Origin of the sequence: Nonomuraea monospora (genome assembly GCF_039531895.1) — a bacterium.
Taxonomy (GTDB): domain Bacteria; phylum Actinomycetota; class Actinomycetes; order Streptosporangiales; family Streptosporangiaceae; genus Nonomuraea; species Nonomuraea monospora.
The window spans coordinates 1-26,138 of sequence record NZ_BAAAQX010000059.1; the positions used below are offsets into that span (position 1 = coordinate 1).

Below are 26,138 nucleotides of genomic sequence, written 5' to 3' on the forward strand. Positions count from 1 at the left end.
GGCAGCGCAGGGCCGGCCCGAACCCCGCAAATGGTTGGGCCACCCAAGCTCGATCACAGGCCCGGCTCAGCAGACCGCGATCGAGACGCAACCGGCCAGGATCGACCTCTTAACACCAGCTACCTAGACACGCAGACCGTACGGGTGCTGCCCCGGCACCGCGAGCGGCAACAGGAACTGAGCGCGGCAGCGGGCAGCCGCTGGCGGGACTCGGGGTACGTGTTCACCACCGCGACGGGGGCGCCGCTGCGGCCGGACTACCTCACCGGCCGGTTTCGCCGGCTGGTGGCCGCCTCCGGACAGCCGCCGGTCCGGCTGCACGACCTGCGGCATGGCGCCGCCACGCTGGCGCTGGCCGCGCGCACCGACCTGAAGGTCGTCCAGGCCATGCTGGGGCACGCCAGCATCGTGCTGACCGCCGACACCTACATCTCGGTGCTGCCGGAGGTGGCCCACCACGCTGCCCGGGAGACGGCCCGGCTGGTGCTCGCCGCCGCGTCCGCGCTGGGGCGGCCACTGGGCGACTGACTCAGCTTTGCCTCACATTTGCCCCATGCCGCGCCAGGGCGCCGGCGCGGCTGGGGTTTCCGCTGGTGGAGTGGCGCGCCCTGCAGGATTCGAACCTGCGACCGTCGGATTAGAAATCGGCGGCACTCCGTACAGATTCCGGCCGCTGTGCTCGGCACGTGCTCGGCAAAAGCGGCCACTAGGACCACGTACGGTCTCTGATGCGCGGGGAGAGCGCCACGCCCAACGGCCGGCTGGCGCGGGTGGTCAGGGGCTGGCCGAAGGGCAGGCCTGTGGCGGGGTCCCACAAGCGCACCGTGCCGTCCTCTCCGATGCTGAAGGCCAGCAGGGGCCCGTCGAGGGAGCGTATCGCGCTGACGTCGCCGTTGGCGGGGGCGTTCAGAGGTTGGCCGACGAGCCGCCCGGCGGCGATGTCCCACAGCAATACCGTGCCGTCCTCGCTATTGGTGGCCAGCAGAGAGCCATCGGGGGAAAAGGCCACATCCCAGACGGTGTTGGTGTGGCCGCTCAGGGGTTTGCCGACGGGCCGGCCGGTGGCGGTGTCCCACAACCGCGCCGTCCAGTCCCTGCTGCTGGTGGCGAGGAGGCGGCCGTCGGGAGAGAACGCCAGCCTCAGCACGTGGCCGCCATGACCCGTCAGCGGTTCGCCGACGGGCCGGCCAGTGGCCGAATCCCACAACCGCACCGTTGCGTCCATACCGCCGGAGGCGAGAAGGCGGCCGTCAGGAGAGAACGCCACCCCCACCACGGTGTTGGTGTGGCCGGTCAGAGGTTCGCCGACGGGCCGGCCTGTAACGGGGTCCCAAAGCTGCACCGTTGTGTCCACACTGGCGGAGGCGAGAAGGCGACCGTCGGGAGAGAACGCCACGTCTTCCACGATGTTGGTGTGGCCGGTCAGAGGTTCGCCAGCGGGCTCGCCGGTGGCGGTGTCCCACAACCGCACCGTTGCGTCCATGCTGCCGGAGGCGAGAAGGCGGCCGTCGGGAGAGAACGCCATACGGAACACGGTGCCGGTGTGGCCGGTCAGGGGCTGGCTGACGGGGCGGCCGGTGGCGATGTCCCACAACCGCAGCGTTCCGTTCCCGCCGGCGCTGGTGGCGAGGAGGTACTCCCCCGGCTCGGGCCCTACAGGGATGTCCGGGTTGGTAAGGAGCAGGGTGGACGCGTGCTGCGCGGGGGCGGGTGCGTGGTCGAGTCGGCGTAGCGCCTGGGCGAGGCCGGCGGCGTTCCAGCACCGCCGGTCGGGGTCCTTGCGCAGCAGGGTGAGCACGAGGTCGTCCCAGGCGGCTGGGATGCCCGCGGATATCGAGCTGGGTGCGGGCGGTTCCTGGGTGAGGTGTGCCGACAGGTAGCCCACGGTGTCGGGGGCATGGAAGGGTAACCGGCCTGTGATCAGCTCGAAGAGCAGGCAGCCGAGCGCGTACAGGTCGCTGCGCGCTTCCGGGAAGCCGCGTGCTTGCTCAGGGGCCATGTACGGGGGCGTGCCCATGATGGAGCCGGTCCGGGTGAGCCGGTCGGCGGTCGCGTAAGGGTCGGCTGCCCGTGCGACGCCGAAGTCGAGGACCTTGACGATGCCGGAAGGTGTGATCATGAGGTTGGAGGGCTTGATGTCCCGGTGCAGGATTCCAGTGTCGTGCGCGTCAGCGAGTGCATCACATATCTGCGCCCCCCATCGGGCCGCGTCCGGCGGGGTGACGGCCCCTCTTCGCAGCATCGCGTCCAGGCCCTCACCTCGGACCAGCTCCATCACCAGGAACGGGACCCGGCTGTCCCCGGTGCCTGTCTCCCCCAGGTCGTGGACGGTCACGATGTTGGGGTGCTGCAGCCGGGCGGTGATCCGTGCCTCGCGCAGGAACCTGGCGCGCGCCTCGTCGCCGCGGCTTCCGCCGCCGGCGAGCAGGGAGATCACCTTCACCGCGACGGGCCGCTCCAGTGTCTCGTCCCGTGCCTCCCACACTTGCCCCATGCCGCCCTCGCCAAGCTGCCGCACCAACCGGTAACGGCCCCCAAGGAGCTGGTCTGGCACTGTCACGCCACCCTCGCTTCCACATGTTCGAGCTTTTCGTCGAGCCGACTGGGGGCTCGGTCCAGACCACGGCGGACGGCGGCGCGGCCGACGAGGAACACGTTCACCAGCTCGGGGATGGTGTACTTCCCGGTGGTGTACCCCTTGTCGAGGTGGATCCGGTCGTCAGGGACACCGCGAGCAGGGAGGATCTCGCGTGGGGCTGTGAGATCTCGCAGGATGGTTGAGCATCTCGCGTAGCCGATGAATTCTCCCACTCGCGGATCGTATCGCTCAGAGCCGATCCGAAATCGGGTGGTCAGTGGGCAGGCGGCAGTGAACGCCAGCAGGATCGGGCCTTTCGTGATGATGCGGGTCAGGTGGCGGGTTCGACGGTGACGCTGTAGCCGAGGGCTTGGAGCCGGCGGATGTGGCGGCGTTTCTCGCATCCTGCGGCCGGAGCGTTGAGACGGCTGTCGGGGAAGCCAGCGCCCAGAGAGCACCCCGTGCTCAACCTGCCGGCCAAGGCCTCCGCCCAGGCGGCGGCAAGGCTGAGCGTCACCAGATCACCACGGCGCTCATGGGCTACCGCGACAAGCCCGCCGCAGGTCGAGGCCTCAATCTGGGCGGCACCTGGCCGCTGAGATCGTACTCAGCCAGCCCGGCATCGGCACCCGGGTACTCACAGAGTTCGGAGGCGTGAAAGGCCGCTGTACCAGCGCCAGGCACGCAAGAACTACGCCGGGACCTCGCCGATCACCCTGCAATCCGGCGCCGCGATCCTGCACGACCCGGCCATCCGTGCCCACTACGACCGGCTCAAAGCCCACGACATCAGCCACAATGCCGCCCTGCGCCAGATCGGCAACCGCCTGGTCGGCATCCTCCAGGGATGCCTCAAACCCACACCACCTACAACCAGTAGCTCCTACTCCTTCCGCTCGGAGATTCTTCGTCCCGATTTGATGGGGAGGACCCGTCCTCTGCCATCGTCTGCGCAGTCTGCCTCTCGCTGTCTGACGAGGCGCTGCAAGTTTTCTTCCACGCCGCGGACGGCTTGGCGCCAACGGTCTTGCTCGTGGTACAGCCGCTGTGTGGGATCGGGGTCCCAACCGGCCAACCGCGTGAGCTCTTCGCCGAACTCCGCGAGAAGACGTGTGACTTCGTCGGCCTCTGCTCGCCCATGGGCCATCCCGGAGCTGATCTCATCGTTGATATGCTGCAGTCGATGAGCCACGCGATAGTGAGCGAGCTGGACATCCGTCAGACGGCGGACCGCGTACCCACCACACTTGCTGCACCAGTCGAATTGGCCCCCCATCAAATCTGCCGCCGTGATCAGGTCATCCTCCGGATGCAGCGCGACGCTCCCGTCGCGGACATGACGGCAGGAGGCAGCGTGTCCCTTGCCGTAGTCCGGGTCGCTGTTCGACGTATAGATCTGTACGTACGCCAGCACACCGAGCGGAAGTCCCAGCCCAGGCGTCCTTGTCCGTCTACTCTCTGTCGCCCGGAATGGAGTCAGGTCCAGACGATCAAAAGCCAGCAATGCCTCCCAAACCACAGGCGGGAGCGCCTGACGGTCGTACCGCTGCGCCAACGTGCGCAGATCATGCACGCCCCGGGCGATGGCCAGGAGGCCCAAGCACCGCGACGCTTCTCTCGGGCTGTCGGCGGCGGACTGAAATCCGAAGGCATAGGGCCCCTCCAACGCCTTCTCCCCTGCCAGGGCGGACAACCTGAACCCGAAATCTTCATCCCCAGGTTCCGGTCGTGCCCAGCTTGCTGGAGAGCTTTCGGTGTCGGCGCCGGCCACCTGCTCGACCCATGGCGTCATCAGCGCCGCCGGCAGGTCATCCGCCCCTGCCACCAGAGCGCCTCGCCAGCCACTCGCGCATCGCTCGGCAAGCACCTGCAGCGGCACCGCCTCGAACCCGCCGCTTGGCGAGAACACAACGTAGATACCCTCATCGTCGCGTTCACTGCGTAACGCCACGATGTCGGCCGTCGTGAGCGGACGCCGTTCCGCGACCGGCCCATCGTCAAGAACCCCGGGTAGCAGCACGCCATCACTCCTGGGCATGTGCTCGTCGATCCACTCAGCGAGCACATCACCGTAGCCACGACCGAGATCCTCCAACTCGGCGACCGCAAAGTCGGTTTCCTCCGCCAGCAGGCGCTGCGCAACGAGATCTGGCACCCGTACGAGTGCACGGCGTCGTGCCCAATCCACGGCGACGGCGTGGCAGCAGAGCACTCCCAACTGCCAGGGCCACAGCAGGCTTTCCCACCCGCCATACCGAGACCGCCGATGCGGGTCGCTGTCCTCTGCGGGAATCGCCAGCACGATGAGCCTTTGGTCGGGTGCAGAGGCCGCCATCTGCTGCCGGGCCTCATCGATCCACCCGGTCACCAGTACATCGATCGCGGCGTACACCTCGGTGACGCCCTTACGTTTCCGGCCCAGTGCGTGACGAACGCGCTCGTGGCTGGAGTACCGAGATGCCGAAAAGCCCGCCCAACCGCTGATGACGGCTTTCCGCCAGTCCCGCTGCATGTCATCCAGGATTTGCCGTGCGGTTCGCTCGTCTCCCAGCACCCGGTACACCGGGTCACCCGCTGACAGTGAGGAGGAAGGCAACGCATATACCGCGGATGCCTCCAACAACGCCTCTTGGTCAATCAGCTGCGCCAGATCACGTCGAAGACCTTCCACGTATGCGACCTTGTCAGCGAGAGCGTCGTGAGCCCACGGCTCCAGCCATGGGTAACGCTCGATCACCATCCATGCCTGATGAAGGCTCTTAGCCGCGCTCCACAACCGATCAGGCAGGTGAGAGTCCCGCATCTGCCGGGCCTCGTAACGCTCCTGCCAGCGGTCTTCGTCCTCGTCCTTATCCTCGTCGTCTTCTTGCTCTGCCCGCAGGAGACGCGCCGCGGCCACCACCTCTTCCGCTGGAAAATCGTCCTCGTCGGGAGACGCGTAGTGCGAAAGCTGGTAGGCAAGGCCGAGGCCACCCACCTGGTCGAGGAAAATACCCAAAGCGCTACCCGGCCTCGCCCACGCTCCCCACATGGCGCACTGCCGGCACATCCGCTCGACTGTCGCCCGCTCCAGCCCGATGGCCAGCGTCCGCACGTCGGACGAACGGAGCTGCGAACAAGTTTCCGACGCGTGCAGCCGCGAATTCTTTCCCTTGGCCGCAAACACCTGGATGTGCGACCCTTCAAAAGGGCCTAACGGAAGGCCGGCTGGAAGAACCAAATCTGTCACGATGCGCCTCCTGATCGCAGACTACGCTGGATGGCGCTGTTCGTACCCCACAACATCATCATTCCAAGAACTAACCAAGACCGCCCGGCCGAGGAAACTGTCTCCCTCGACGGTCAAGGTCGTCATGGTCGGTTGCTGGGCTGACGAACAACCCTTCCCTTCGCGAACACGCTTACTTCCGGTCTCCGAGAGGCTTCGGGATCCGCCGTAGCGGCCGGGAGAGACGCGTCCCACATATGACAGGACCCTTGCCGATACCGCAAGCCAGCTTCAGGCAACGACCGAGCCCTCTCCGATGGCTGTGTGTCACCGCCCTGGCGCACACTCCACTCCCGTGACGGCAAGGTCCGGCAACCGATGCAGCCTGCGGCTCGTCTGCTGCGGAGCATGTGCCATCCTGGCGGAATCCACCTGCTCCGTAGATGGCGCCACTCTGTCAGTCCGCCTCGATACGCTGGCACCTGTGGTCAAACGAAACAAACAACCCCTTGAATTCCGGCGCCTTCTAGAACAGGCCCGGAACGCGGAGAAGAACCCGCAAAGAAAACACCATCTCGTTCCGGCGTCTTATCTACACCGATGGGCCGAGGAAGCCAAGATCCGTGTCACCGTGGTGGATGAGCATCGCAGTTACCTCAGCTCCCCCGCAGGCGCCGCCCGGGAGACCGATTTCTATCGCATCGAGCACCCTGCCATCGATAGCGCCCAGGTCCCGCCACTGTTGTTCGAAACAATGCTGGGCCAGCTTGAGGGAAATGCTAAGTTCGCCATCGATGAGCTCATAAAACATCATGACGTGAAGTCACTCGATCCCGACCACGTCGCTTTGTTCGCTTGGCACCTGGCTTTCAGCATTACTCGCGGCACAGCATTTCGTGCGGAACAACAGGAGCTACTCAACGACTTCTATCGATTGCAGTACGCCAAGTTCACCGACGAGGACATCAAAGCACAACTACGCAAGCACGGAGTCGAGCCAACTTCTGAGATCGTGGGAGTGCATCGCGAATACCTCGACGATCTGCGCGACGGCCGACTCCGGGTCGAGAAGACGAACGCAGCATTGATAGCGAGTTCTGGCGAGATGGCAGCGGTTCTCGGCGAATACCTGCTCCAACGCAATTGGGTTGTCTATGACACTCCGCCCATTCTTGTCACTTGTGACGAGCCGGCCATAACTGTTGGCGGACCAGGTGCCCCTCGTAGCGAACGTGCCGGCGTGGAGTCGGCAGGCGTCATCATGTATCCTCTCAACCCTGCTCATCTGCTGGTTCTCTTCCATCCAGAGATGCGCCCGCTGGGGCCGCCGTTCCTTGACCGTGTGGAGACGGCTGAAGTTAATCGGGAGATCATCGCCAGCGCATCGCGGTGGGCTTTCGAGAAGCCTTCTCGTCATATTGCACAAAGTATGCGAGTTCCCCCTGTGCCGGAGGCGGCGTTTATGCGCGAGGGGCCCTTGCCTCAGATTGAGGGCGCCGAAAGTGAACTGTACCGCTCGTTCAAGCCGACTCGATGGCGAGACGAGACAATCGCACCGGCGTGGCCTGTCGCCCGATGGTGGAGAGGGTGGCGGGCTCAGCGGTTCCCACGTCTCGAAGATCTGGGCCCTGGAGACAAGGTGGTGGTCCGAGCCGAGCCCAAGCCGCGACCGGCGCGTTCTCGGAAGAAACGAGGCACGTAACGCCTGTCGGGATCGAGATCGGCCCAGGGGCCGCGACCTATCGGTTACGTCCGGTGCTCACCGGTGATCCGGTCCAGCACCTCACGGAGATCTACTCCCGGGCGATTTCCAGCACGGCCTGGCCATCATCGGCTCCGGGCCGGTACCGGTCAGCACGAACCCCACCCCGCGGCTCGTACGCGGGCCGCTCCAGCCGGACAACCCGCAGGCCCTTGGGCACGCCGAACATGTGCAGCCACGCGTGCGCGATCACGCTCGCCCAGGGGGCGTCGCGTGTGCAGTGCCAAACGCGGACACTGCTGCTGAGCTGGGCGTTTGCCGGGTGGTAAGGCGGCTCTGTGGAACTCGTTGATCAGTCCTGTGACAGTCTTCGGCGGTGAATCCGGGAGGTCATGTCGATCGCAGAATCTCCCGCCATCGTGGACGAGGTTCTCGCCGAGGCGGGCGTCACGAAGGTGCTCGCCGGCATTCGGATGCCGCGGGTGATCTCCATCATGGAGCGAAGGGTGCAGTCGTGCCGCCGCGAGTTCTCGACCGCTGCCTCGTATGGAACGAACGCAATCTTCGGCACGCCCTGCGGGAGTATGAACGTTGCTACAACGGACACCGCGCCTATCAAGCCCTCTACCAAGCGGCTCCACTGTGTCCCGTCCCGGATCTGATCACCGACCCGGGTGAATCATCGGCTTGAATGTCCGCCGACGAGACCGACTCGACGGCGTCCTCCATGAGTACTCACACGCCGCTTGAGCTGCGTGGATGGAATTGCGGGCAGGCGCAGGGTTGAACAGCATCGTGGTGATGAGCCGTTCGGCCTCCGCCGTGGGACGGCCGTTCCGTGTCCGCGATCAGCGCGCACGTCAGGCAGTGACGGTTGCGGCCAGGACGGCGTGCACCGAGGAGACGGCGCTGGCTCCCTCCCCGACGGCCGTGGCCACCCGCTTGATCGAGCCGGCCCGCAGATCGCCGACGGCGAACACGCGGTGGGCGCTGGTCTGGAACGGCAGCGGCGCCTCCCGCGTCTCGGTCAGCACGAAGCCCTTCGGGTCCTTGTCGATACCGGTCATCCAGCCGGATTCCGGCGAGGCCCCGATGAAGCAGAACAGTCCCCGGCACTGCACCTCCTCGCGGGCCGAGTCGGGACCGTGTACGTCGACGGCGGCCAGCGACGTGTCCCCGTCGAGCGCGCCGATACGGCTGGAACAGCGCACCGTGATCCGCGGGTGAGCGTGGATTCTCTGGACGAGGTAGGCCGACATCCGCGCGCCGAGATCGGGAGACCGCACGACCAGGGTCACGGTGGCGCCGCGCGTGGCCAGCGACATCGCCGCCTGCCCGGCGGAGTTCGCGCCGCCGACCACGGTGACGGGCAGCGACTCGTATCCCCGGACGTCGAGCTCCGTCGCCGCGTACCTGATGCATCCCGCCTTCTCGAATTCGGCCCAGCGGGGGAGGTCAAGGCGGCGGTAGTGCGCACCGGTCGCCGCGATCACGGCGCGCGACGCGATGCGGGACCCGTCACGCAGCACCACGACCGGCTGGTTCTGATCACTGACGTCCAGCCCGGCCACCTCGCACGGCGTGTAGATCTGCACGCCGAACTTGAGCGCCTGGATCATGGCCAGGCGCGTCAGGTCCTCACCACTGACACCCTTGGGGAAGCCGAGGTAGTTCTCGATGCGGGCGCTTTTGGCAGCCTGCCCACCCACCCCGGTGCCGTCGATCAGCACGGTCGCCAGGCCCTCCGAGGCTCCGTAGACCGCGGCGGCCAGGCCGGCCGGGCCGGCACCGACCACGACCAGATCAGGGGTACGCCCACCACCGCGGTAGGTCAGCCCGACCGCCTCCGCGACGGCGCCCGGCGTCGCGTTGCGCAGCACCGACCCGTTCACCAGGGCGGCCGGCAGGTCGTCGTCGCCGACCCGCACCGTCCTCATCAGCGCGCGGCCCGCCACCGTCGTGGCGTCCAGCCACGAGTGCGGCAGCAGCATCTGGGTGGCGTAGGTCCGCAGTTCCAGCGTCTCGGCGATGTCAGGCCGGCCCACGATCTCCAGCGCGCTGCCGGCCGCCGACCGCAGGATCTCGCGCCGTGCCCGGAATGCCTCGATCAGCACGTCTGCGATGTCGACCTGTTCGGACAGTACGCGCCGCAGCGTGTCGGTGCCGATCCGCACGACCCGCCCGGCACGCACCACCCGTGCGGTCGCGAAGACCTGCTGGCCGGTCAGCAGGCTCAGCTCGCCGAGGAAGTCGCCCGGGCCACGCCGGTAGATCAGGTGCTCCGGGTCGATCGTCGTGGTGTCACGGACGACCTCCACCGCAGCGCTGCGCAACAGGATCAGGTCGTAGGAGGAGTCGCCGGAGGAGTAGAGACGGCTACCGTGCTCCGCCCACTCCTCAACGCCGTACTGCGCGAGGCGCTGAAATTGCTCATCGGTGAGAACGTCCTGGTCCATGCCGGAAGGCTAGGTATCAGGAGTGGACGCATTGTTTATTGACGAGCATCTACCCTCTGAAGGCGCATCCACAAACTGTCCAGTGCGATCACGCAGGTGATGAACGGCGCTACGTCTTTTTCCGCGATGGGCTACCAGATGATCACGACAGAGTTGAATACGTCACGGTGCCGGTCTGCCCGGGCCAGGTTTTGGTTTTGGCCGTAGCGACAAGCTCGTGGAAGGCGATGGGGTCGAGCGTGCTGCGGCCGACGGTGTACAGGTTGCTGTTCCCGCGCCGGTGGAGGTAGGCGCCAGCTGCTCGAGCGGGAAGCTGCCCGTTCGAAACGTTCGCTCGTACGCAGGCTACGCAGGTCGGTTCCGGGATGCCAAAACCCGGGCGCTCCGGCGAAGTCTGTGAATCGCACAATCCAGGCGAAAAGAAGTAAGCGTCAACAGCGTCCTCTTATCGTCGCAGCCATGCTGAAGCCACTTTCCATCCGCGACCTGCAGCCACAGCTCGCGGCCAATCGCTGGTACTGGACCGGCCTGGCAGGTGCCGGGGGTGCCGACGATCCCGGTACCGACCTGCCGATCTACCGCACAGGTGTCGCGCATCCTCTGATGAACGGGGTTCTACGGGTCCGCGATATGCCGCTCGACGATGCGGTGGCGGTGGCGAGGCAGCGGCTTGACGGCTCGGTGTGGGCCTGGTGGGTCGGCGCGGACAGCGACGAGGGCACCGCGGAGGGGCTCATGGCGCGTGGCGCTGAGGAGATCGCGACTCTGCCGATCATGGCGCTGGACCTCGATCGCACCGTAACGTTCGAGGCGCCGGGCGACCTGAGACTCCGCACGGTCACCGACGCGGCGGAGACGGCCGAGTACGTCGCCACGTATGCCGGGCCGCTGGACATCACGACCGACCTCGACCTGGTCACGGAGCGTGAGATCGGATCCGGATACCTCGATGTGGTCCGCCGGGCCGCGATCATCGACGACCACATGGTGGGCACCTGCACACTGTCGCTCGGCACCGACGTCGCCGCGCTCTACTGCATCGCCGCCCACCCCGATCACCGCCGCCGTGGCATCGCCACCGCCCTGACCCTCGACGCGCTGCGTATCGCCCGGAACTCCGGAAGACGCATCGCCACCTTGCAGTCGAGCAGTGAGGGCGAGCCGGTTTACCGACGGATCGGCTTCGAGACCGTTTCCCATTATCGCCTCTTCGCCTTCGGCGACTAGGAACCTCAACTGAGCAGGAACCGGGGGAACCCATGTCCGCGGAGGTCTTCTACGACGACGACGCCGACCTGTCCATCATTCAGGGACTCAAGGTCGCGGTCATCGGGTACGGCAGCCAGGGCCATGCGCACTCGCTGTCGCTGCGCGACTCGAGCGTCGACGTGGTGGTTGGCCTGAAGGAGGACTCGAAGAGCCGGGTCAAGGCCGAGGGGCGGGGCCTGCAGGTGTGGACGCCGGCCGAGGCGTCGGCCTGGGCCGACGTGATCATGGTGCTGGCGCCGGACACCGCGCAGCGCAGGATCTACACCGAGTCGATCGCCCCGAACCTGACCGCCGGCAAGGCGCTGTTCTTCGGGCACGGGCTGAACATCCGGTTCGAGCTGATCAAGCCGCCGTCAAGCGTGACGGTGGCGATGGTGGCGCCGAAGGGTCCGGGTCACCTGGTCCGCCGCCGATACGTGGACGGTGAGGGTGTGCCGTGTCTGGTGGCCGTGGAGCAGGACCCGGCCGGCGAGGGCCTGGCGCTCGCGCTGTCGTACGCGAAGGCGATCGGCGGCACGCGGGCCGGCGTTATCGAGACGACGTTCACCGAGGAGACCGAGACCGATCTCTTCGGCGAGCAGGCGGTGCTGGCCGGCGGCTTGTCCGCGCTGGTGCGGACGGGATTCGAGGTGCTCACCGAGGCCGGGTACACCCCGGAGATCGCGTACATCGAGTGCCTGCACGAGCTCAACCTGATCGTGAACCTGATGTACGAGGGCGGCATCTCCCGGCTGCGCTACAGCATCTCGGACACCGCCGAGTTCGGTGACTACGTCAGCGGCCCGCGGGTGATCGACGGCCGGGTCAAGGAGGAGATGAGGAACATCCTCTCGGAGATCCGCTCGGGCGCCTTCACCGAGAAGCTCATCGCGGACGACGACGCCGGCGGGCCGATGCTCGCCAAGCACCGCGAGGAGGGCGCCGCCCACGCGATCGAGGTGACCGGGAAGAAGCTGCGCGACCTGATGCCGTGGGTCGACCGCCCGATCACCGAAACCGCCTGATCTCAGGCGATGTGAAGCGTCGGCCCGGCCAGTTTCTACGTGTTCTCCCGGGCCGTCATGTTGATCGAAACAACGAAAGGAATCCCCCTTGTTCACCGAACGGAAGGCGATCGGTGCCGTGGCCACGGTGGCGGCCGGCGCGATGCTGGTTCTGAGCACGCCCGCGCAGGCGACGCCGTCAGGACCCGGCGTGGTCGGCACGATCATCGCTCAGAAGACGGTCGGCGACACCGACTACATCCTGCGCGAGATCACGATCCCGGCAGGTCAGGCCACCGGGTGGCACTACCATGACGGCACCCTCTACGGCCGGATCAAGAAGGGCACGCTGAGCCACTTCGACTCGACGTGCGAGTCCGACGGGGTCTATCCGCGCGGCAGCCTCATCCAGGAGCCGAGCGGCGCCGACCACGTGCACATCGGCATCAACCGCGGCTCCACTCCGGTGGTGCTGGAGGTCCTCTACGTCCTGCCGACCGGCTCCCCGCTATCGGTCGACGCGCCCAACCCTGGATGCGATTTCCAGTGATCGGCCCTCTCTCATGAGGTGATCCGGGCACGACGAAAGACCGGTGCGCCGGTCCGCCACATGCGGACCGGCGCGCCCGCGTCACGACGTTCAATTCTGCCCGCGATGAGAAGGGTGATCCGTGACCGCAGTCACTCACCTTTCGCCCGACGGCCGATGTGGTCGGACAGCCGCCAGGAGTTCTTCCGGGGCGCGTCGCTGAGTAGCGCGCGGACCAGGCCACCGAAGACGGCGCGATTCGGGCCGGGTGAACAGCGGTCCGGCGAGGCGGTCGGTCAGGGCCTGTAGGTCGGTGTCCCGCCATCACGGTCACTGGGGACACCAACCGAGCGCCCGTAAGACGATCAAATACACAGCCGCAGAGCCATCCTGCCGGAGCCGAGCCATCGAACGCGGCAAAACTCCAGATCAGACCCTATGGCACAATATTCGCCACCTATGCTGTCCCAGCAGTCCAGGAGGTCGAACCGGCGTGACTGTGCCAAGTCATCCAGCGGGTGGCGAAGCCGGATCGGTAGCCAACAGCGGACTGCGGCTGCAGATTCTCGGTCCGTTGCGGCTGTGGCGTGGCGATGAGGAACTGGATGCGGGTCCACGGCAGCAGGCCTATCTCCTCGCGCTGCTGCTGGCCCGGGAAGGGCAGCTGATCAGCACGGCCGAGCTGGTCGATCTGATCTGGGACGATGACGCTCCCGCCAGCGCGGTCAACGTCATCCACAAGTACGTCGGCACGCTGCGGCGCCTCCTGGAGCCCACACTGCCGGTCCGCGGCAGCGGCTCCTACCTGCGGCGCCGCAGTAACGGCTACCTGTTCGAGGCCAGCACCGGCATGCTGGATCTGGCGGTCTTTCGGGAGTTCGTCCAAGCCGCCGGACAGGCCGTCGCGCAGCAGCAGCATGAGGCGGCGCTGGACCGCTACGTGGAGGCGCTGAGATTGTGGCACGGCTCCGCAGGCGAGGGCCTGGCCTACGGCCCGGCCGCAATGTCGATCTTCTCGGGGCTCGACGACGAGTTCCTGACCGCATGTGTGGCGGCCGCCGAACTCGCCATCTCTCTCGGCCGGCCCGAGCGCGTGCTGGCGCCGTTGCAGCTGGCCGCCACGATGGCGCCGATGCACGAGCCTGTGCACGCCAGCCTGATCACCACCCTGGGTGCAGCCGGGCAGCAGGCACAGGCGCTGGTGGCGTATCAGACGATCCACACCCGCCTTATCCAGGAGCTCGGCATCGATCCCGGCCCTGCGCTGCGGGCCGCGCGCCCGCGGGTACTGAACAACACCCCAGCCTCGCCGGTGCGGATGACCGACGGACAGTCCACCAAGCAACCATCCGCCCCTCGGCAACGAACTCTCGCATCTGCCAAGCCGCCCGCTGTGGGTCTGGTCGGTCGGGTCGCAGAGCTCGCCGTGCTTCGGCAGGCGGCCGAGACTACGCTGGCCGGCGGCACAGGGCTGGTCATCGTCGAGGGTGAGCCCGGGGTGGGCAAGACTCGCCTGCTGGAAGAGAGCGCCACCGAAGCGGAAGGGCGTGGTGCGCTCGTCGTGTGGGGCCGCTGTCTGGAGGGCGACGGCACACCCTCGATGTGGCCCTGGGTGCAGGCGGCCGGCATGGTGCTGGGCGCGCTGCCCACCACAGCGCAGGAGAAATGGCTGGCCACCGAACTCGGCCAACTGCTCGACCCGGGCGACCAAGGCGCCGCCGGACTAGCCTTGCCGGACGGCGGTGCCCAGTTCCGGCTGTTCGAACAGGTCGTGGGCGCCATCAGCGAGGTCTCCGCGCTGCGGCCGGTGCTGCTCGTCATCGACGACCTGCAATGGGCCGACGTCACCTCGTTGCAGTTGTTCAGCCACCTGGCAGCGCGGTTGCCGACCGGCGCGATGGTCATCGGGGCACTGCGTGACCGTGCGCCCGTGCCGGGTACGGAGTTGTCGCGGATGCTCGCCGCGGTCAGCCGGGTCTCCGGCCAGCGCCGCATCCATCTGGGCCCGCTCAGCCCGGCCGAGGTGGCCGAACTCGTTCACGAGGAGACAGGCCAGACGCCCAGCCCGGACGCCGCCCGCGACATCCACGCCCGAACCGCGGGCAACCCGTTCTTCGTTCGCGAACTGTCGCTGCTCCGCAGCACTGGCGGCATGCTCGGCGAGAACGAGGCCTCAGCTCGGGCCGGGGTGCCGTCCACCGTGCTCGACGTGGTGCGCGACCGGATGGCCGGCCTCGACGAAGGAGCCCGGAGGCTGCTGCAATTCGCCGCGCTCATCGGCCGCGACATCGACCTCCGCCTGCTTGCCGAGGTATCCGGCTTTGACATCCAGGCCTCTCTTGACCATCTGGAGCCTGTGGCAGCGCTTGGCCTGCTCGAACCCGCACCCGGAAACCCGTCTTCCTTTCGCTTCTCGCACGACCTGGTCCGCGAAACAGTCGCGAGGACGACACTGCAGTCGCGCACACCCCGGCTGCACCTACGCATCGCCGACGTGCTTGAGCGCACCGGGTCGCTCGGCGACCATGCCGCCGAGCGAGCCGCTCACCATCTGTGGTCTGCCGGCCCGCTCGCCGATCCGAGTAGGACCGTGGCGGCGCTGGTACGCGCGGGCCGCCGCGCCGCGACCAAGTTCGCGTTCGAGGCCGCCGAGCGGCAGTTGCGGACCGCCGTGCAGGTCGCGCGGGCGGCGAGCCTGGCCGAGCTGGAGTTGTCCACCCTGTCCCAGCTGATCGCGATCAGGGGGATGCTGACGATGCACGCAGGCACCTCGGCGGTCGATCTGCTGGAACGAGCGGAGCAACTGGCCAGAAGCCTTGAGCGGGAACTCGATGCCACCGTCTTCCTCTACTCCCGCTGGGCGGCGCATGCGCAAGGCCTCGAGGGAGATCGCAGCAGACCGCTGGCGCGACGGATGCTGGAACAGGGCGAAACATCCTCCGATCCGCTCGTGCGCGCGTACGGCCTGCAGACATGGGGACTGCAGCAATTCTCCGATGGAGACATGGAGGAGGCGTTCCGTTGCCTGAGCGAGGCGGGCCGCATCCTGATGACCCGCGGGGGCCGGCGCGAGGAGGATCCCGTCTGGTACGACCTGAAACTGCTGATGATCGGGAAGCTCGCGGAGACGACCGCGATGCGCGGGGACATCGACGGCGCGCGATCGTTGCTCGACGTCCTGGAGGCCGCCGGCGACGACCCGTTCACGGTCACGGTGTGGGCCGCCCACACGACGCGGACGGAGGCGTCAATCGGTGACCCGGTCCGAGCCCTGCACGCGGCGGAACGTGGGATCGCCGCCGACCCCGACTTCTCCTTCGTCTTCCTCGGCACCTACCAACGGCTGATCCGGTATTGGGCGCTCGCCAAGACCGGCCAGGATCCGGCCGGCGCTGCGGAGCAGGCCGAGCGGCTGGTCGCCACCAACCTCCTCAATCCGCAGCGGGCGAGTGTCTCGATCTTCACCGGATATCTCTGTGAGATGTGGCTGGTCGCCGGGGTGCTCGATAAGGCCGCCACGGCCCTCGACCGGGCCGAGGCCTGCCTCGATCTGTACGATGAACGCTTCGCAGAGGGCTTGCTCCTGCTGCTACGGGCACGGCTGCTGCACGCGAGAGGGAAACCCGTCGCCGAGGTCAGGGCGGTCGCCGACAGATCCCGTACGGTGTCCGCCGAACGTGGCACCTCCTTGTTCGCACAGCGTGCGGAGGAGTTCCTGGCCACCTTGGGCGACCCACCGGCCGCCGACTGACAGGTCACATCCTCCGGGTTCCGAGGATGATCTAGATCATGCCATCGAAACGGCGGCAGGCCCGCCGCCCGCCGGTGAAGCTTGGCCCGGAACCCCGATGCCCGTGGGCCAGCCCCCGCAGGGTCCCTATAGGCGATCATCACGCCCGCATCGGAGAGCACCCGCCCCGGTCATGTACCTCTTGCCGGGTGACATCAGCCCTTGCAGGCAGAGCTCGAATCAGCCGCGTGAATCGCCGAGGCCAGGAGAAGGCGCGCAGGCGCCAAGCACTACGTCGCTGCGTACCCCAGCGACTCGCGCAGATGAGCAGCGGTGCGCCGGGCAAGCGCCATGATCGTGATCATCGGATTCACGCCGCTCGGGGTGGGGAACGCCGAGGCGTCACCGATCCAGACGCCCCTGACGTCGTGCAGTTCCCCACGCGGATTGGCGACCGAGGTGGCCGGGTCGTCACCCATCCGGCAGGTGCCCATCTGGTGGGCGGACGTGATACCCCAACCACCTGCTGCCAGCGGAATCGCCGTGAGGCTCTCCACGTAGGAGTCAACGTCGTCGCCCGCGTGCCACTGCGGTGCTCCCGTGGCGAACGGGATGATCCGCCGGGCGCCCGATGCGACGTGCAACTGCACCATTGCCCGGATCGCCTCCCGTGTGTTGCGCACGTCGACCGGGTCGGTGAGTGTGTATTCCACGACGGCGGCGCCGTCGTCGCCGATCGTCACCCGGCCCCCGCCGTGGTCCCGTACGAGCGTCACCAAGGGGACGCCACGGCGGAGTTCGCTCATCTCCTGCTTGTGCGCGGCGCCGGAGTCGGCCGGAAGCGCGGCCGCGATCAGTCCTGGCATGAACTGGATGAGCTCGATAAGGAAGCCGTAGCCGTCCGGGCCATCCGCGAAATTGTCCATCACCAGCGCCTGAGGAGCGCCGATCCAGGGTTCCGTGTCCCGGTCGTGTATTCCGACCGTGACGAGCGACGGGTGGATCCGGAGGTGTTGCCCGGCTGCCGGACCGCCGATCCCGGACCGGAGCAGCAGCGCAGGTGATTCCAGAGCCCCTGCTGCCACCACCACGTGCGGAGCCTCCACGGTCACCGGCAGCACATGGCCGTCGGACGAGCGATAGGTGCCCTGTACGCCTCGTGCGGAGCCGTTCTCGACGAGCACCCGATCCACCGTGCAGCGGGCGATCACCGTCGCGCCAGCCGCTACGGCATCAGGAAGATAGGTCAGCATCGTGGACTGTTTGGATCCGGTCTGGTCGCCGAAGCCGATGTAGCCGACCGATGTCATGTCGTACGTGGATTGGTCGGAATTGCGGAACACCCGGTCGAAATGCCAGCCGAGTGCCGTGGCCGCCTCGGCGATCAGCTGGTGGGGCGTGTTGTAGTCGGAGTTCCGGTCGTTGACTGAAAGGCGCGTCCACACCGCGTCGAGGTGCGCGTCGAAGGATTGTGAGGTCAGGTCCTTGAGGCCGAACCTGTCGGCCCATTCTTGCCGGACCGCGGCCGGGGTGTGCAGGCAGTCGGCCCAGTTGATGACGGTGCCGCCGCCGACCGTGGAGCCTGCCAGGAGGGTGACGTTCGCGTCGGCCGTTGGCTGCGGTCCGCCGCGCCAGAACAGGTTGTTGTACGCGTGTAGTTCGGTCTGGTCGAAGTCGGCTTCGTCGTGATGGGCGTTGGCTTCCAGAACAACTACGCGGGCGCCGTGCTGTGCGAGCTCGGCGGCTACCACGGACCCTCCGGCGCCGGAGCCCACCACGACCACGTCGGCCTCCAGGTCGATGCGGTCGCCGGCCGGTTCGGTGATCAGGGCCGACGGTCGTTTGCGCGGAGGGGGCGAGAGCGGGCCGGGGTAGCCCAGCGCCGGCCAGTTGGGGTTCCGGTTGTCGGCATCAACCAGGCTGTAGGCCAGCAGGTAGGTCATCCGCCGCAGCGCGGCGACGCCGCCCGCCGCCTGGGACGACGACTGCGCGACGGCGGCCACTGCTTCCTCACGGGCCGTAACCGGAAGGGAAGCGAAGCCGGTGGCGGTGAATGCGTCCACCAAGCCTGCGAGCGCGTTGCGCTGATCGTCCGGAAGGGCGTCGAGCAGCTGCGCGACGGCGGCGTCGACACCGAAGCTGGACGCGGTTCGGGACCAGAAGGGATCTGGGTCGTCAGCGTGCGGTGCCGCTGGAAAGAACGTGTCGCACAGCGCGGTCAGCGTAGCTCGGCAGGTGCCGTCGAGCGCGGGCATATGAGCTCCTCGGGTGATTGGTTGCCGGCCAGAAGACGACAACGGGGGTGGAGATGCTTGTGCTGATCAGACGGGTGATCCGCGAATACGATCAGTGGAATGGGTGCGGAGGAGATCACGCCGTCACGCTGGATCGGCCCGCATCTCCTGCCGGGGTGCCGGGTTGCCCGGCCGGGGTACGGGCGCCGGCTTCGCCCGGCCGATGGTCACGACGTACAGGAGCAGGCCGGCGGTGGTGAGGGCGAAGCCGGCCCAGACGGTGGACAGGGTGCCCCAACCGACGTCCAGGGTGATGGCGCCGCCGATCGCGCCCAGCGAGTTGGCCAGGTTGAGTGCGGCCAGGTTGAGCGCGCCCATCAGGGCCGGGGCGTCCGGGGCGAAGGCGGTGAGCCGGACCTGGATGGTGGGGATCGCGAACATCATGGTCGCGCCGACGCCGAACAGGCAGGGCAGCAGGACGGCCAGGTTGTCGCCGGCCACGCCGATCAGCGCCAGAAGCACGAGGACTCCGCCGTATCCCCAGGTCAGGCCGCGGTTGACGTACCGGTCGGCGACGCTGCCACCGAGGTGGTTGCCGGCTGCCATGCCGAGGCCGAAGATGGCGAGCGCGATGGGGATGAGTGAGGCGTCCCGCAGTGCGGCGTCGGTGATGAACGGGCCGATGAAGGTGTAGACGGCGAAGATGCTGGAGATGCCGAACGCTGCGACGGCGACCATCAGCCAGACATTGACCCGGCGCAGGGCCGCCAGCTCGCCGGTGATGGAGCCGCCGCGCAGGTCATCGGTGCGCGGCAGCCAGGCCACCAGGGCCGCCCCGGCGGCCAGGCCGATGGCGACCACTGCCCAGTACATGGTGCGCCAGCCGGCACTCTGGCCGACGAACGTGCCCAGCGGCGACCCGACGACGGTGGCGACGGTGAGGCCGCCCATGACGGTGGCGAACGCCTTGCCGCCCTTGCCGGGGCCGTACACGTAGGCCGCAACAACGGCTCCGGCGCCGAAGAATGCGCCCTGCACGCTGCCGGCGACGAACCGGAAGACGATGAGCAGCGCGAGGTTCGGGGCCAGCGCGGACAGCGCGTTGCCGGCCAGGAAGAGCACGATCAGGCCGAGCAGCAGGGTGCGCCGGTTGACCCGGGCGGCGAGCAGGGTGATCGCCGGCGAGCCGATCATCACCCCGAAGGCGTACGCGGTGATCGCGTACGTCGCGACCGGAATCGACACCTCCAGGTCGGAGGCGAAGAGCTGGATGATGCCGTTGCTGCCGAACTCGCCGGTGCCGATCGCGAACGTGCCCAGCGCCAGCGCGAACAGCGCCAGCTTCGGGTTGCGAATGAGCGACTTCGCCGAGGTGTGCCGGCTCTCTTCGGCGGTGCACTGGCCTTGGTATGCGTGGTGATGCAAGATCCCGTCCTCAGTGGGGAAGCGTGGATTCAGCGCGCGGCGTACCGCGGATGGAGGTCATGGGTCCGGAGCCATTCAGCAGTGGTTGATCAGCGTAGATTCGGGGAGTTGACTATCGGTGCACGGCGACTTCACGATCAGTTCCCTCGTCTTCAACTTCGACAGGGCCCTCCCCTGCTCCACCGACGTTGATCAGGGAACGGCCGGTTGGTTGTGGTCCAGCGTGGCCAGGAACTGCTCGGCGCGCTGTGCGAACAGGTGGGTCCCGCGTTCGCGAGACAGCGTGCGGCACTTTTCGGCGGCGGCTTTGACCGCGTCGAAGGGCTCCCCCGTTTCCAGCAGCAGGCGTGCCCGCAGCAGGAGCAGCAGCCCTTCCGGGTAGCGTTGATCGTAGAGATCGAGGCAGGCATCGGCCCGGTCGAGGGCCGTGGCGGCCCTGTCGAGCGCTCCGGCGGCCAGCCACATCTCGCACAGAAGCCCGAAGAACATCGAGACGCTGGCACGTGGCGGATCGAGGAGGTTGGTGGCGATGAGCCGCTCGGCCCGCTCCGCGGCACCGACTGGATCCCTGCCGGTCATGGCCAGCGCCCAGTACCGGACCAGGCGCTGATAGGTGCCGAGGAAGACGAAGGAGAAGTCGGGGTCGGCGGCAATCCCACGTTCCGCCGCGCGCAGGGCCCGGACCGGGTCACCGATCGCGGCTTCCGTCCGCGCCGTATGGGCGGCCCAGACCGTCGTGGTGAAGGGATCGTCGCCGGCGGCCTCCAGCCGGTCAAGCAAGGATCGCGCGCGCCCGACATCGTCGTGCATTGCGGTCGCCTCCGCGAGCATACCGATCATCAGCAGTTTCTGGTCGTACCAGACGGGATCCTCCTCGTGCTCGACGACGCGGGTCAGCAGACATTGGCTCGCCTCGCTCAAGTGGCGGAAGGCCTCACTCATGTTCCCGTCGCTGAAGCATTGGAGCCCCCATGCCTGTCGGCCGTACGCGCGGACGAGCGGCGTTGAGGAGGTCTCGCCCTGCTGTAGCAATCGGCGTGCCAGTTGCGCGCTGCGGTCCTGTTCAAGGCCTTGCGCGTGCGCCATCCAGCGAGAGTAGAGAAAGACGGTGGCGTTGAGCTCCTCACCGAGGCCACGGGCCAGGTGCTCCGCGCGCTCCAGGAGGTCCACGGCCGAGGTGCCGTACATCACGCGCATGCCTACGACCGCGATCAGCTGGGACAGGGCGGACAGCTCCAGCTCGGCGAGATTCGCCGTCCGCGCCACCTGGACGGCCGATCGCAATTGCCGCTCGGCGGACTCGAGCGCGGATTTGGCCGCCGCGTGACGGCCAGCGCGCACCAGCGCCGTCGCGGTCCTGCGCGGATCGGGGAGCGGGCCGGCGGACCACAGGTGGTGGGCGATGCGCTCGGCGACGGGGCCGCTGCGGGAGTCGGCGCGCGCGAGCGCGTCGGCGACGCGCAGGTGCAGCCGGACTGACCGGCTCGGCGGCGTGGTCTCGGAGATCGACTCACGGACCAGGTCGTGCGAGAACCGGAACGAGAACGGGTCATCGGGCGAGGGTCCGAGCAGGCCGAGCGCTTCCACGGGATCCAGGCGGTCAAGGCAGGTCTGCACGTCGAGGCCGGCGACGCCGGCGAGGAGGCTGAGATCCACGTCCCTGCCGATCAACGCGGCGATCTGCAGCAGATCCCTGGCTCGGTCGTCGAGTACGGCCATCTGGTCACGGACGACGTCCAGCACGGTGACAGGGACTCCCGCGCGTGCCACGGCGTCCTCGGTGAGCACGCCACCGTCGGCCAGCAGCCGGGCCATCTCCCGCAGAAAGAACGGGTTGCCGGCGGTCCGCGTGTGGATATCACGCATGGCACCCGGGTTCGGGTCCTGGCCGATCTCGCGGCGGACCAGCTCGGCCGCCTCGGCCAAGCCGAGAGGAGCGAGCCGGACACGGTAGTGGCAGGGCACCCGGCTCGCCGCGGCAAGGGTGCGCGCCAGCGCTGATCCGGGTGTGGGCGCCCGGTCACGCAGCCCTCCGATGACCACGGTTCCACTTGGCAGCCGGGCCGCCAGGTGGGTGAACAGGTGCAGCGATGCGATGTCCGCCCACTGGAGATCGTCGATCACGAGGACCAGGGGCCGTTGCGCCGCGGCCTGGCCGATGACAGCGACGGCCGCCTCGAAGAGGCGGAACCGGGCACCGCTGTCGGAGGCCACCGACTCGTCGAGCGCGTCGCCGTTCGGGTGCAGGAGGCCGCCGAGTTCGCCGCCGAGCCACCTTTTCCGCTCCGCGTCGGGTAACTCAGCCATCACCGCACCGATGACCTGGATCCATGGCCACATCGACGGTGTTCCTTCGTCAAGCAGGCAGTGACCCCAGACGACCGCAGCGTCGCGCCGAGCCGCCTCGGCGGTGAGCTCTTGGAGCAGGCGGGTTTTGCCGATTCCCGGCTCGCCTTCCAGGACGACGACTCCGCTGCCGTTCGCGAACGCCGGCTCGATCGCCTGCCGCAGTAGAGTCAGTTCTTCGGCTCTGCCGACCAGGGCGCTCCCCAACGGTGTCCCGGATCCTGCCGTGACTCGCGCCTCGCCGACCGGCGGATCTGCGACCGCCGCTTCGGCCGCCGCCAGGTGCTGGTTCAGCACCCGGCGGTGCGCGGCGGCCAGGGCCTGGTCCGGGTCGATGCCGAGGTCGTCGGCGAGGCGGGTGCGGACCGCGCGGAACACCGCCAGTGCCTCGACCTGCCGCCCGGTAGCGCCCAGGACGGAGATGAGGCTCGCCTGCACCGGCTCGTGCAGGGGCGCCATCCTGGCGGCCAGACGCAGGGAGGGCAGCACCCGCTCCGGCTGTCCCAGCGACATCGCGAGCTTGGCCGCGACCGTGCAGGCATCGAAGTACCGGCCGTCCAGCATGGCGAATATCGGCGTCGGGGTCGGTCCCTGGCGCAGCCCGTCGCCCGCCGAGCCCTGCCACAGCTCCAGCGCCCGCACATAACAGTCGAGAGCCATCTCGTGCTGCTCCCTCGCCAGCGCCGCCCCAGCGGTCTCGACGAGGTCCTGGAAGACGACCAGATCCAGTGTCCCGGCTGCTGCCGTGAACAGATAGCCGTTGCCACGCCGATGCAGGTACGAGCCGGAGTCCCGCACCGAGAGCGCGGGCTCCAGCAGCCGGCGCAGCGAACCGACGTATTTGTGAATGACGTTGAGTGCGCTGGCCGGCGGGTCATCGTCCCAGATGACATCGATCAACTCGTCGGTGCTGATCGGCCGTCCTTCTCTGGCTAGGAGAAGAGCCAGCAAGAAGGCCTGCTGCCGTGGGCCGGGGTCCAGCTCGAGACCATCCCGCCAGAGCCGCAGCGGGCCAAGAATCTGGAAGTGCAGGCCGTTGCCGACATCCGACCGATCCTCGCCGCCGCTGCCGATGGGAGGGATGGGGGAAGCCACGCGGGTACCACCTTGGATGTCGGGTCAGCTCACAGAGACTGTTCAGTCAAGCTGGCCGCGAAGCCGGTGGGTACTGCGATCCTCCTGGATCAGTGCCCGTTTCCGGCGACCCGTCGGCGCCTCATTCGAGGTCCGATTGCCTTCTGCGCAACTCGGCTTCCACCAGGTACGCGTCGACGTACGCCCTCGGTGTCACGCCGAAGCGGTTGCGGAACTCCTTGATGAAGTGCGAGACGCTGGCGTAGCCCACGTGACGGCTCACCTCGGCGACCGTCATCCCGCGGTCGAGCAGCAGTTCGCGGGCCCGGTCGAGCCGGTACTCCTTGAGGAACTGGTACGGCGTGCGCCCGGTCATCTCCCGGAAGGAGGCCGAGAACGCGGACGGGCTCAAGGCCACCTGCCTGGCCAGGTCGCTGACCGTCAAGGGCTCCGCGTAGTGCGCCCGCGCGAACGCGAGCGCGGCAGAGATCGGGGTGTGCGCGGTCTGCCTGGCCGCGATGTGCAGCATCCGGGAGAACTGCTCGCGGCGCAGCACGCGGTAGACCATCTCCTCGACGCACATCGGCGCCAGCACCCGCCGGTCTGCGTCGCTGTCGAGCGAGTGCAGGAACCGCAGGACCGCCGCCATGAGCTCCGGGTCGAGCGGGGAGACGACGCACGAAGCAGTCTCGCCCTGCTCCTCCGTAGCCGCGCCGAAGGAGCCCGCCCGCCGGCCGAGCATGTCGGTGGAGACCTTGCGCACCAGCGTGGGATCGATCTCCAGCACGAAGGACAGGAACGGCTGCTCGGCATCAGCCTGCAGGACCTCGGCCTGGAAGTGCAGGTTGCTGCTGAGGACCAAGTAATGGAACGGGTCGTAGACGTATCGCTCGTCTTCGACGATCACCGCCTTGCTGCCCTGCGCGACGATCCCGAGCGACAGTGACTGGATCTCCTCCCAGGCGGGCGCCGTCGGCTCGATGTAGCGGTAGAGCGTCAGGCCGGGCCAGCCGCCGTCGTTGCCACCGATCCTGGTCGTACGCGTGGTCAGCGCCGCAACGAGATCCGCCGAGCTCACCCGATGCTCAATCTCCGAAGTCGTCATGATGGCCCCCCGCGATCACGAACCGTCCCGGCGCCGGACACGTACGGCACCCTTGATGTTAGTCGACCGGTTGAGAAATAGTGAAAATACACTGGATTCCCCTCAGACTGCGCCTCTTTCGAGCGATGCATTTATCCGTAACGGCCTGCGACGTGCGATAACACGGTGGCGACTAGTGAATTTTTACTGAATTCCTGCACGCTACGCCCCTCTCGTCGAGCTTCTTGCGCAAAGCCATATGAGCTTAATCACAAGGGCTTATGTGAATTTTTACGCAGAACACCGACTATCGTCACTATTACTGTCTGCGAGTGGCAAAACATGCCACCAGAGAATGCCAGGAAAGAAGATCAATGATGAGCAACGGACGAATCACGTGGCAGCGCCTCCTCAAAGGCGCGGCCGTGACAGGAGCGCTCGCCGTGGTGGGCGCCGGCACGGTGATGGCCACCCCGGCGTCCGCCGCGTCCCAGCCGGCCACAGTGGTCACGGTCTCCACCGAGCACGGTCACACGAGCACCACGGCCAGGAAGTACTACTTGGCCGCCGGGCTCCTCGGCAGGAACGAGGTGCGCGAACGAGGCAAGAAGGTCGACGACCCGAACGGGGTGGCGGTCGCCAAGTTCCGCATCAGCGGCACCCGTCTGTACTACTTCGTCGAGTGGCGGAAGACCGGCAGGCCCACCGCCTTCCACATCCACCGGGGCAAGACGGGCACGAACGGTCCCGTCGTCATCGACCTGCTGTCCAGGGGCGACATTCGCGGCAAGTTCGCCTCCGGCTCCGTGCGTGTCAGGAGCAGCCTGCTCAAGGACATCAGGAGGAATCCCAAGAACTGGTACGCCAACCTGCACACCGCCGAGTTCCCCGACGGCGCGGTCCGTGGCCAACTCCACGACGGCAGCCGCTGGTAAATCTCAGGCCCGCAGCGGGCCGGCCATGCCCGGACGCGGTACGAGGCACCCTGTCCTGGCATGGCTCCGCCGACGTACGAGCCCCGGGCCTGCTCCGGCTGAGGAGCGAAGACAGAGAATGGGGCTACTGCGTGACTTCCGATTTTTTCGATCTGCTGGCGAGCTGCCACCTGCGCTTCGTCGGCACTCCTCTGGGCGGTCCCCACGCCACCGCCCACTGGCTGTACGAGGACGCGCCCTTCGGCGTACTGGCGCACGACGCGGCAGACGACCCCCGCTTCACCTACGCCAACCTCACCGCCCAGCGATGCTTCGGCTACGACTGGGCGGAATTCATCGGCCTGCCCTCCCGGCTCTCAGCTGAGCCGGACCGGCAGGAGGACCGCCAGCACCTTCTGGACGCCGTGCACCGCGGCGGCTTCGCGACAGGCTATCGGGGACAGCGCATCGCCAAGTCCGGCCGCCGGTTCTGGATCGAGGACGTGACGATGTGGAACCTGGTCGACGGGAACCGGCTCGTGGGCCAGGCGGCAAGCTTCCAGCACTGGCGAGACGCCTGACACCCACCGCGGCGGCGCGCGGGCC

At 67.6% G+C, this 26,138-nt stretch carries 17 protein-coding genes and 1 pseudogene; 9 read left to right on the plus strand and 9 right to left on the minus strand.

The features are described from left to right. Positions 1 to 144: 144 nt before the first annotated feature. Complete coding sequence (locus tag ABD331_RS56735; protein ID WP_344495211.1) at positions 145 to 528, plus strand: tyrosine-type recombinase/integrase; 384 nt, start codon at positions 145 to 147, stop codon at positions 526 to 528. 178 nt (positions 529 to 706) lie between these two features. Here the strand turns inward: ABD331_RS56735 and ABD331_RS56740 are convergent, their stop codons facing one another. The 3 genes from ABD331_RS56740 to ABD331_RS56750 all read right to left on the minus strand — a co-directional run bounded on the left by ABD331_RS56740 (position 707) and on the right by ABD331_RS56750 (position 5,807). Further along, positions 707 to 2,560, minus strand: coding sequence for a WD40 repeat domain-containing serine/threonine protein kinase (locus ABD331_RS56740; protein ID WP_344495213.1), 1,854 nt, complete (start codon positions 2,558 to 2,560; stop codon positions 707 to 709). Then, the gene (locus ABD331_RS56745; RefSeq protein WP_344495215.1) at positions 2,557 to 2,811 is read right to left on the minus strand and encodes a hypothetical protein; all 255 of its coding nucleotides are present in this window, start codon (positions 2,809 to 2,811) and stop codon (positions 2,557 to 2,559) included. The genes ABD331_RS56740 and ABD331_RS56745 overlap by 4 nt, the downstream gene beginning before the upstream one ends. A gap of 650 nt (positions 2,812 to 3,461) precedes the next feature. After that, the gene (locus ABD331_RS56750) at positions 3,462 to 5,807 is read right to left on the minus strand and encodes a hypothetical protein (protein ID WP_344495217.1); all 2,346 of its coding nucleotides are present in this window, start codon (positions 5,805 to 5,807) and stop codon (positions 3,462 to 3,464) included. A gap of 463 nt (positions 5,808 to 6,270) precedes the next feature. On the opposite strand from ABD331_RS56750, the gene ABD331_RS56755 reads away from it, so the two are divergent. Both ABD331_RS56755 and ABD331_RS56760 read left to right on the plus strand, forming a co-directional pair. Then, a complete protein-coding gene (locus ABD331_RS56755) occupies positions 6,271 to 7,488 on the plus strand; it encodes a DUF4238 domain-containing protein (protein ID WP_344495219.1) in 1,218 nt (405 codons plus the stop codon). Between the two features lie 392 nt (positions 7,489 to 7,880). Beyond that, entirely contained in the window at positions 7,881 to 8,150 is a 270-nt protein-coding gene (locus ABD331_RS56760; protein WP_344495221.1) for a hypothetical protein, read from the plus strand. Positions 8,151 to 8,348: 198 nt separating this feature from the next. Here the strand turns inward: ABD331_RS56760 and ABD331_RS56765 are convergent, their stop codons facing one another. After that, positions 8,349 to 9,944: an FAD-dependent oxidoreductase gene (locus ABD331_RS56765; RefSeq protein ID WP_344495223.1), complete on the minus strand. Its 1,596-nt coding sequence runs from the start codon at positions 9,942 to 9,944 to the stop codon at positions 8,349 to 8,351. Positions 9,945 to 10,403: 459 nt separating this feature from the next. Here ABD331_RS56765 and ABD331_RS56770 point away from each other — a divergent pair, with 459 nt between their 5' ends. The 3 genes from ABD331_RS56770 to ABD331_RS56780 all read left to right on the plus strand — a co-directional run bounded on the left by ABD331_RS56770 (position 10,404) and on the right by ABD331_RS56780 (position 12,746). Next, positions 10,404 to 11,171, plus strand: a complete 768-nt coding sequence (locus tag ABD331_RS56770) for a GNAT family N-acetyltransferase (RefSeq protein WP_344495225.1) — start codon at positions 10,404 to 10,406, stop codon at positions 11,169 to 11,171. A gap of 32 nt (positions 11,172 to 11,203) precedes the next feature. Next, on the plus strand, positions 11,204 to 12,217 hold the full coding sequence (ilvC, locus tag ABD331_RS56775) for a ketol-acid reductoisomerase (RefSeq protein ID WP_344495227.1): 1,014 nt from the start codon (positions 11,204 to 11,206) through the stop codon (positions 12,215 to 12,217). Between the two features lie 88 nt (positions 12,218 to 12,305). Then, positions 12,306 to 12,746 (plus strand): cupin domain-containing protein, encoded by a 441-nt coding sequence (locus tag ABD331_RS56780; RefSeq protein ID WP_344495229.1) that lies wholly within the window; start codon positions 12,306 to 12,308, stop codon positions 12,744 to 12,746. Positions 12,747 to 12,898: 152 nt separating this feature from the next. Here the strand turns inward: ABD331_RS56780 and ABD331_RS61225 are convergent. Then, positions 12,899 to 13,025: pseudogene (locus tag ABD331_RS61225) on the minus strand (IS701 family transposase); the annotation flags it as partial. Between the two features lie 274 nt (positions 13,026 to 13,299). Between ABD331_RS61225 and ABD331_RS56785 the strand changes: the two are divergent. Then, a complete protein-coding gene (locus ABD331_RS56785) occupies positions 13,300 to 16,476 on the plus strand; it encodes an ATP-binding protein (RefSeq protein WP_344495231.1) in 3,177 nt (1,058 codons plus the stop codon). 269 nt (positions 16,477 to 16,745) lie between these two features. Here the strand turns inward: ABD331_RS56785 and ABD331_RS56790 are convergent, their stop codons facing one another. The 4 genes from ABD331_RS56790 to ABD331_RS56805 form a co-directional block, all read right to left on the minus strand. Then, a complete protein-coding gene (locus ABD331_RS56790; protein ID WP_344495233.1) occupies positions 16,746 to 18,710 on the minus strand; it encodes a GMC family oxidoreductase N-terminal domain-containing protein in 1,965 nt (654 codons plus the stop codon). Between the two features lie 123 nt (positions 18,711 to 18,833). Then, positions 18,834 to 20,114, minus strand: coding sequence for an MFS transporter (locus tag ABD331_RS56795; protein WP_344495235.1), 1,281 nt, complete (start codon positions 20,112 to 20,114; stop codon positions 18,834 to 18,836). A gap of 192 nt (positions 20,115 to 20,306) precedes the next feature. Further along, positions 20,307 to 23,555, minus strand: coding sequence for an ATP-binding protein (locus tag ABD331_RS56800; protein ID WP_344495237.1), 3,249 nt, complete (start codon positions 23,553 to 23,555; stop codon positions 20,307 to 20,309). 121 nt (positions 23,556 to 23,676) lie between these two features. Next, entirely contained in the window at positions 23,677 to 24,639 is a 963-nt protein-coding gene (locus ABD331_RS56805; RefSeq protein ID WP_344495239.1) for an AraC family transcriptional regulator, read from the minus strand. Between the two features lie 356 nt (positions 24,640 to 24,995). On the opposite strand from ABD331_RS56805, the gene ABD331_RS56810 reads away from it, so the two are divergent. Both ABD331_RS56810 and ABD331_RS56815 read left to right on the plus strand, forming a co-directional pair. Continuing rightward, complete coding sequence (locus ABD331_RS56810) at positions 24,996 to 25,553, plus strand: CHRD domain-containing protein (protein WP_344495241.1); 558 nt, start codon at positions 24,996 to 24,998, stop codon at positions 25,551 to 25,553. Between the two features lie 131 nt (positions 25,554 to 25,684). Further along, on the plus strand, positions 25,685 to 26,113 hold the full coding sequence (locus ABD331_RS56815; protein ID WP_344495243.1) for an MEKHLA domain-containing protein: 429 nt from the start codon (positions 25,685 to 25,687) through the stop codon (positions 26,111 to 26,113). The last annotated feature ends 25 nt before the right edge of the window (positions 26,114 to 26,138 follow it).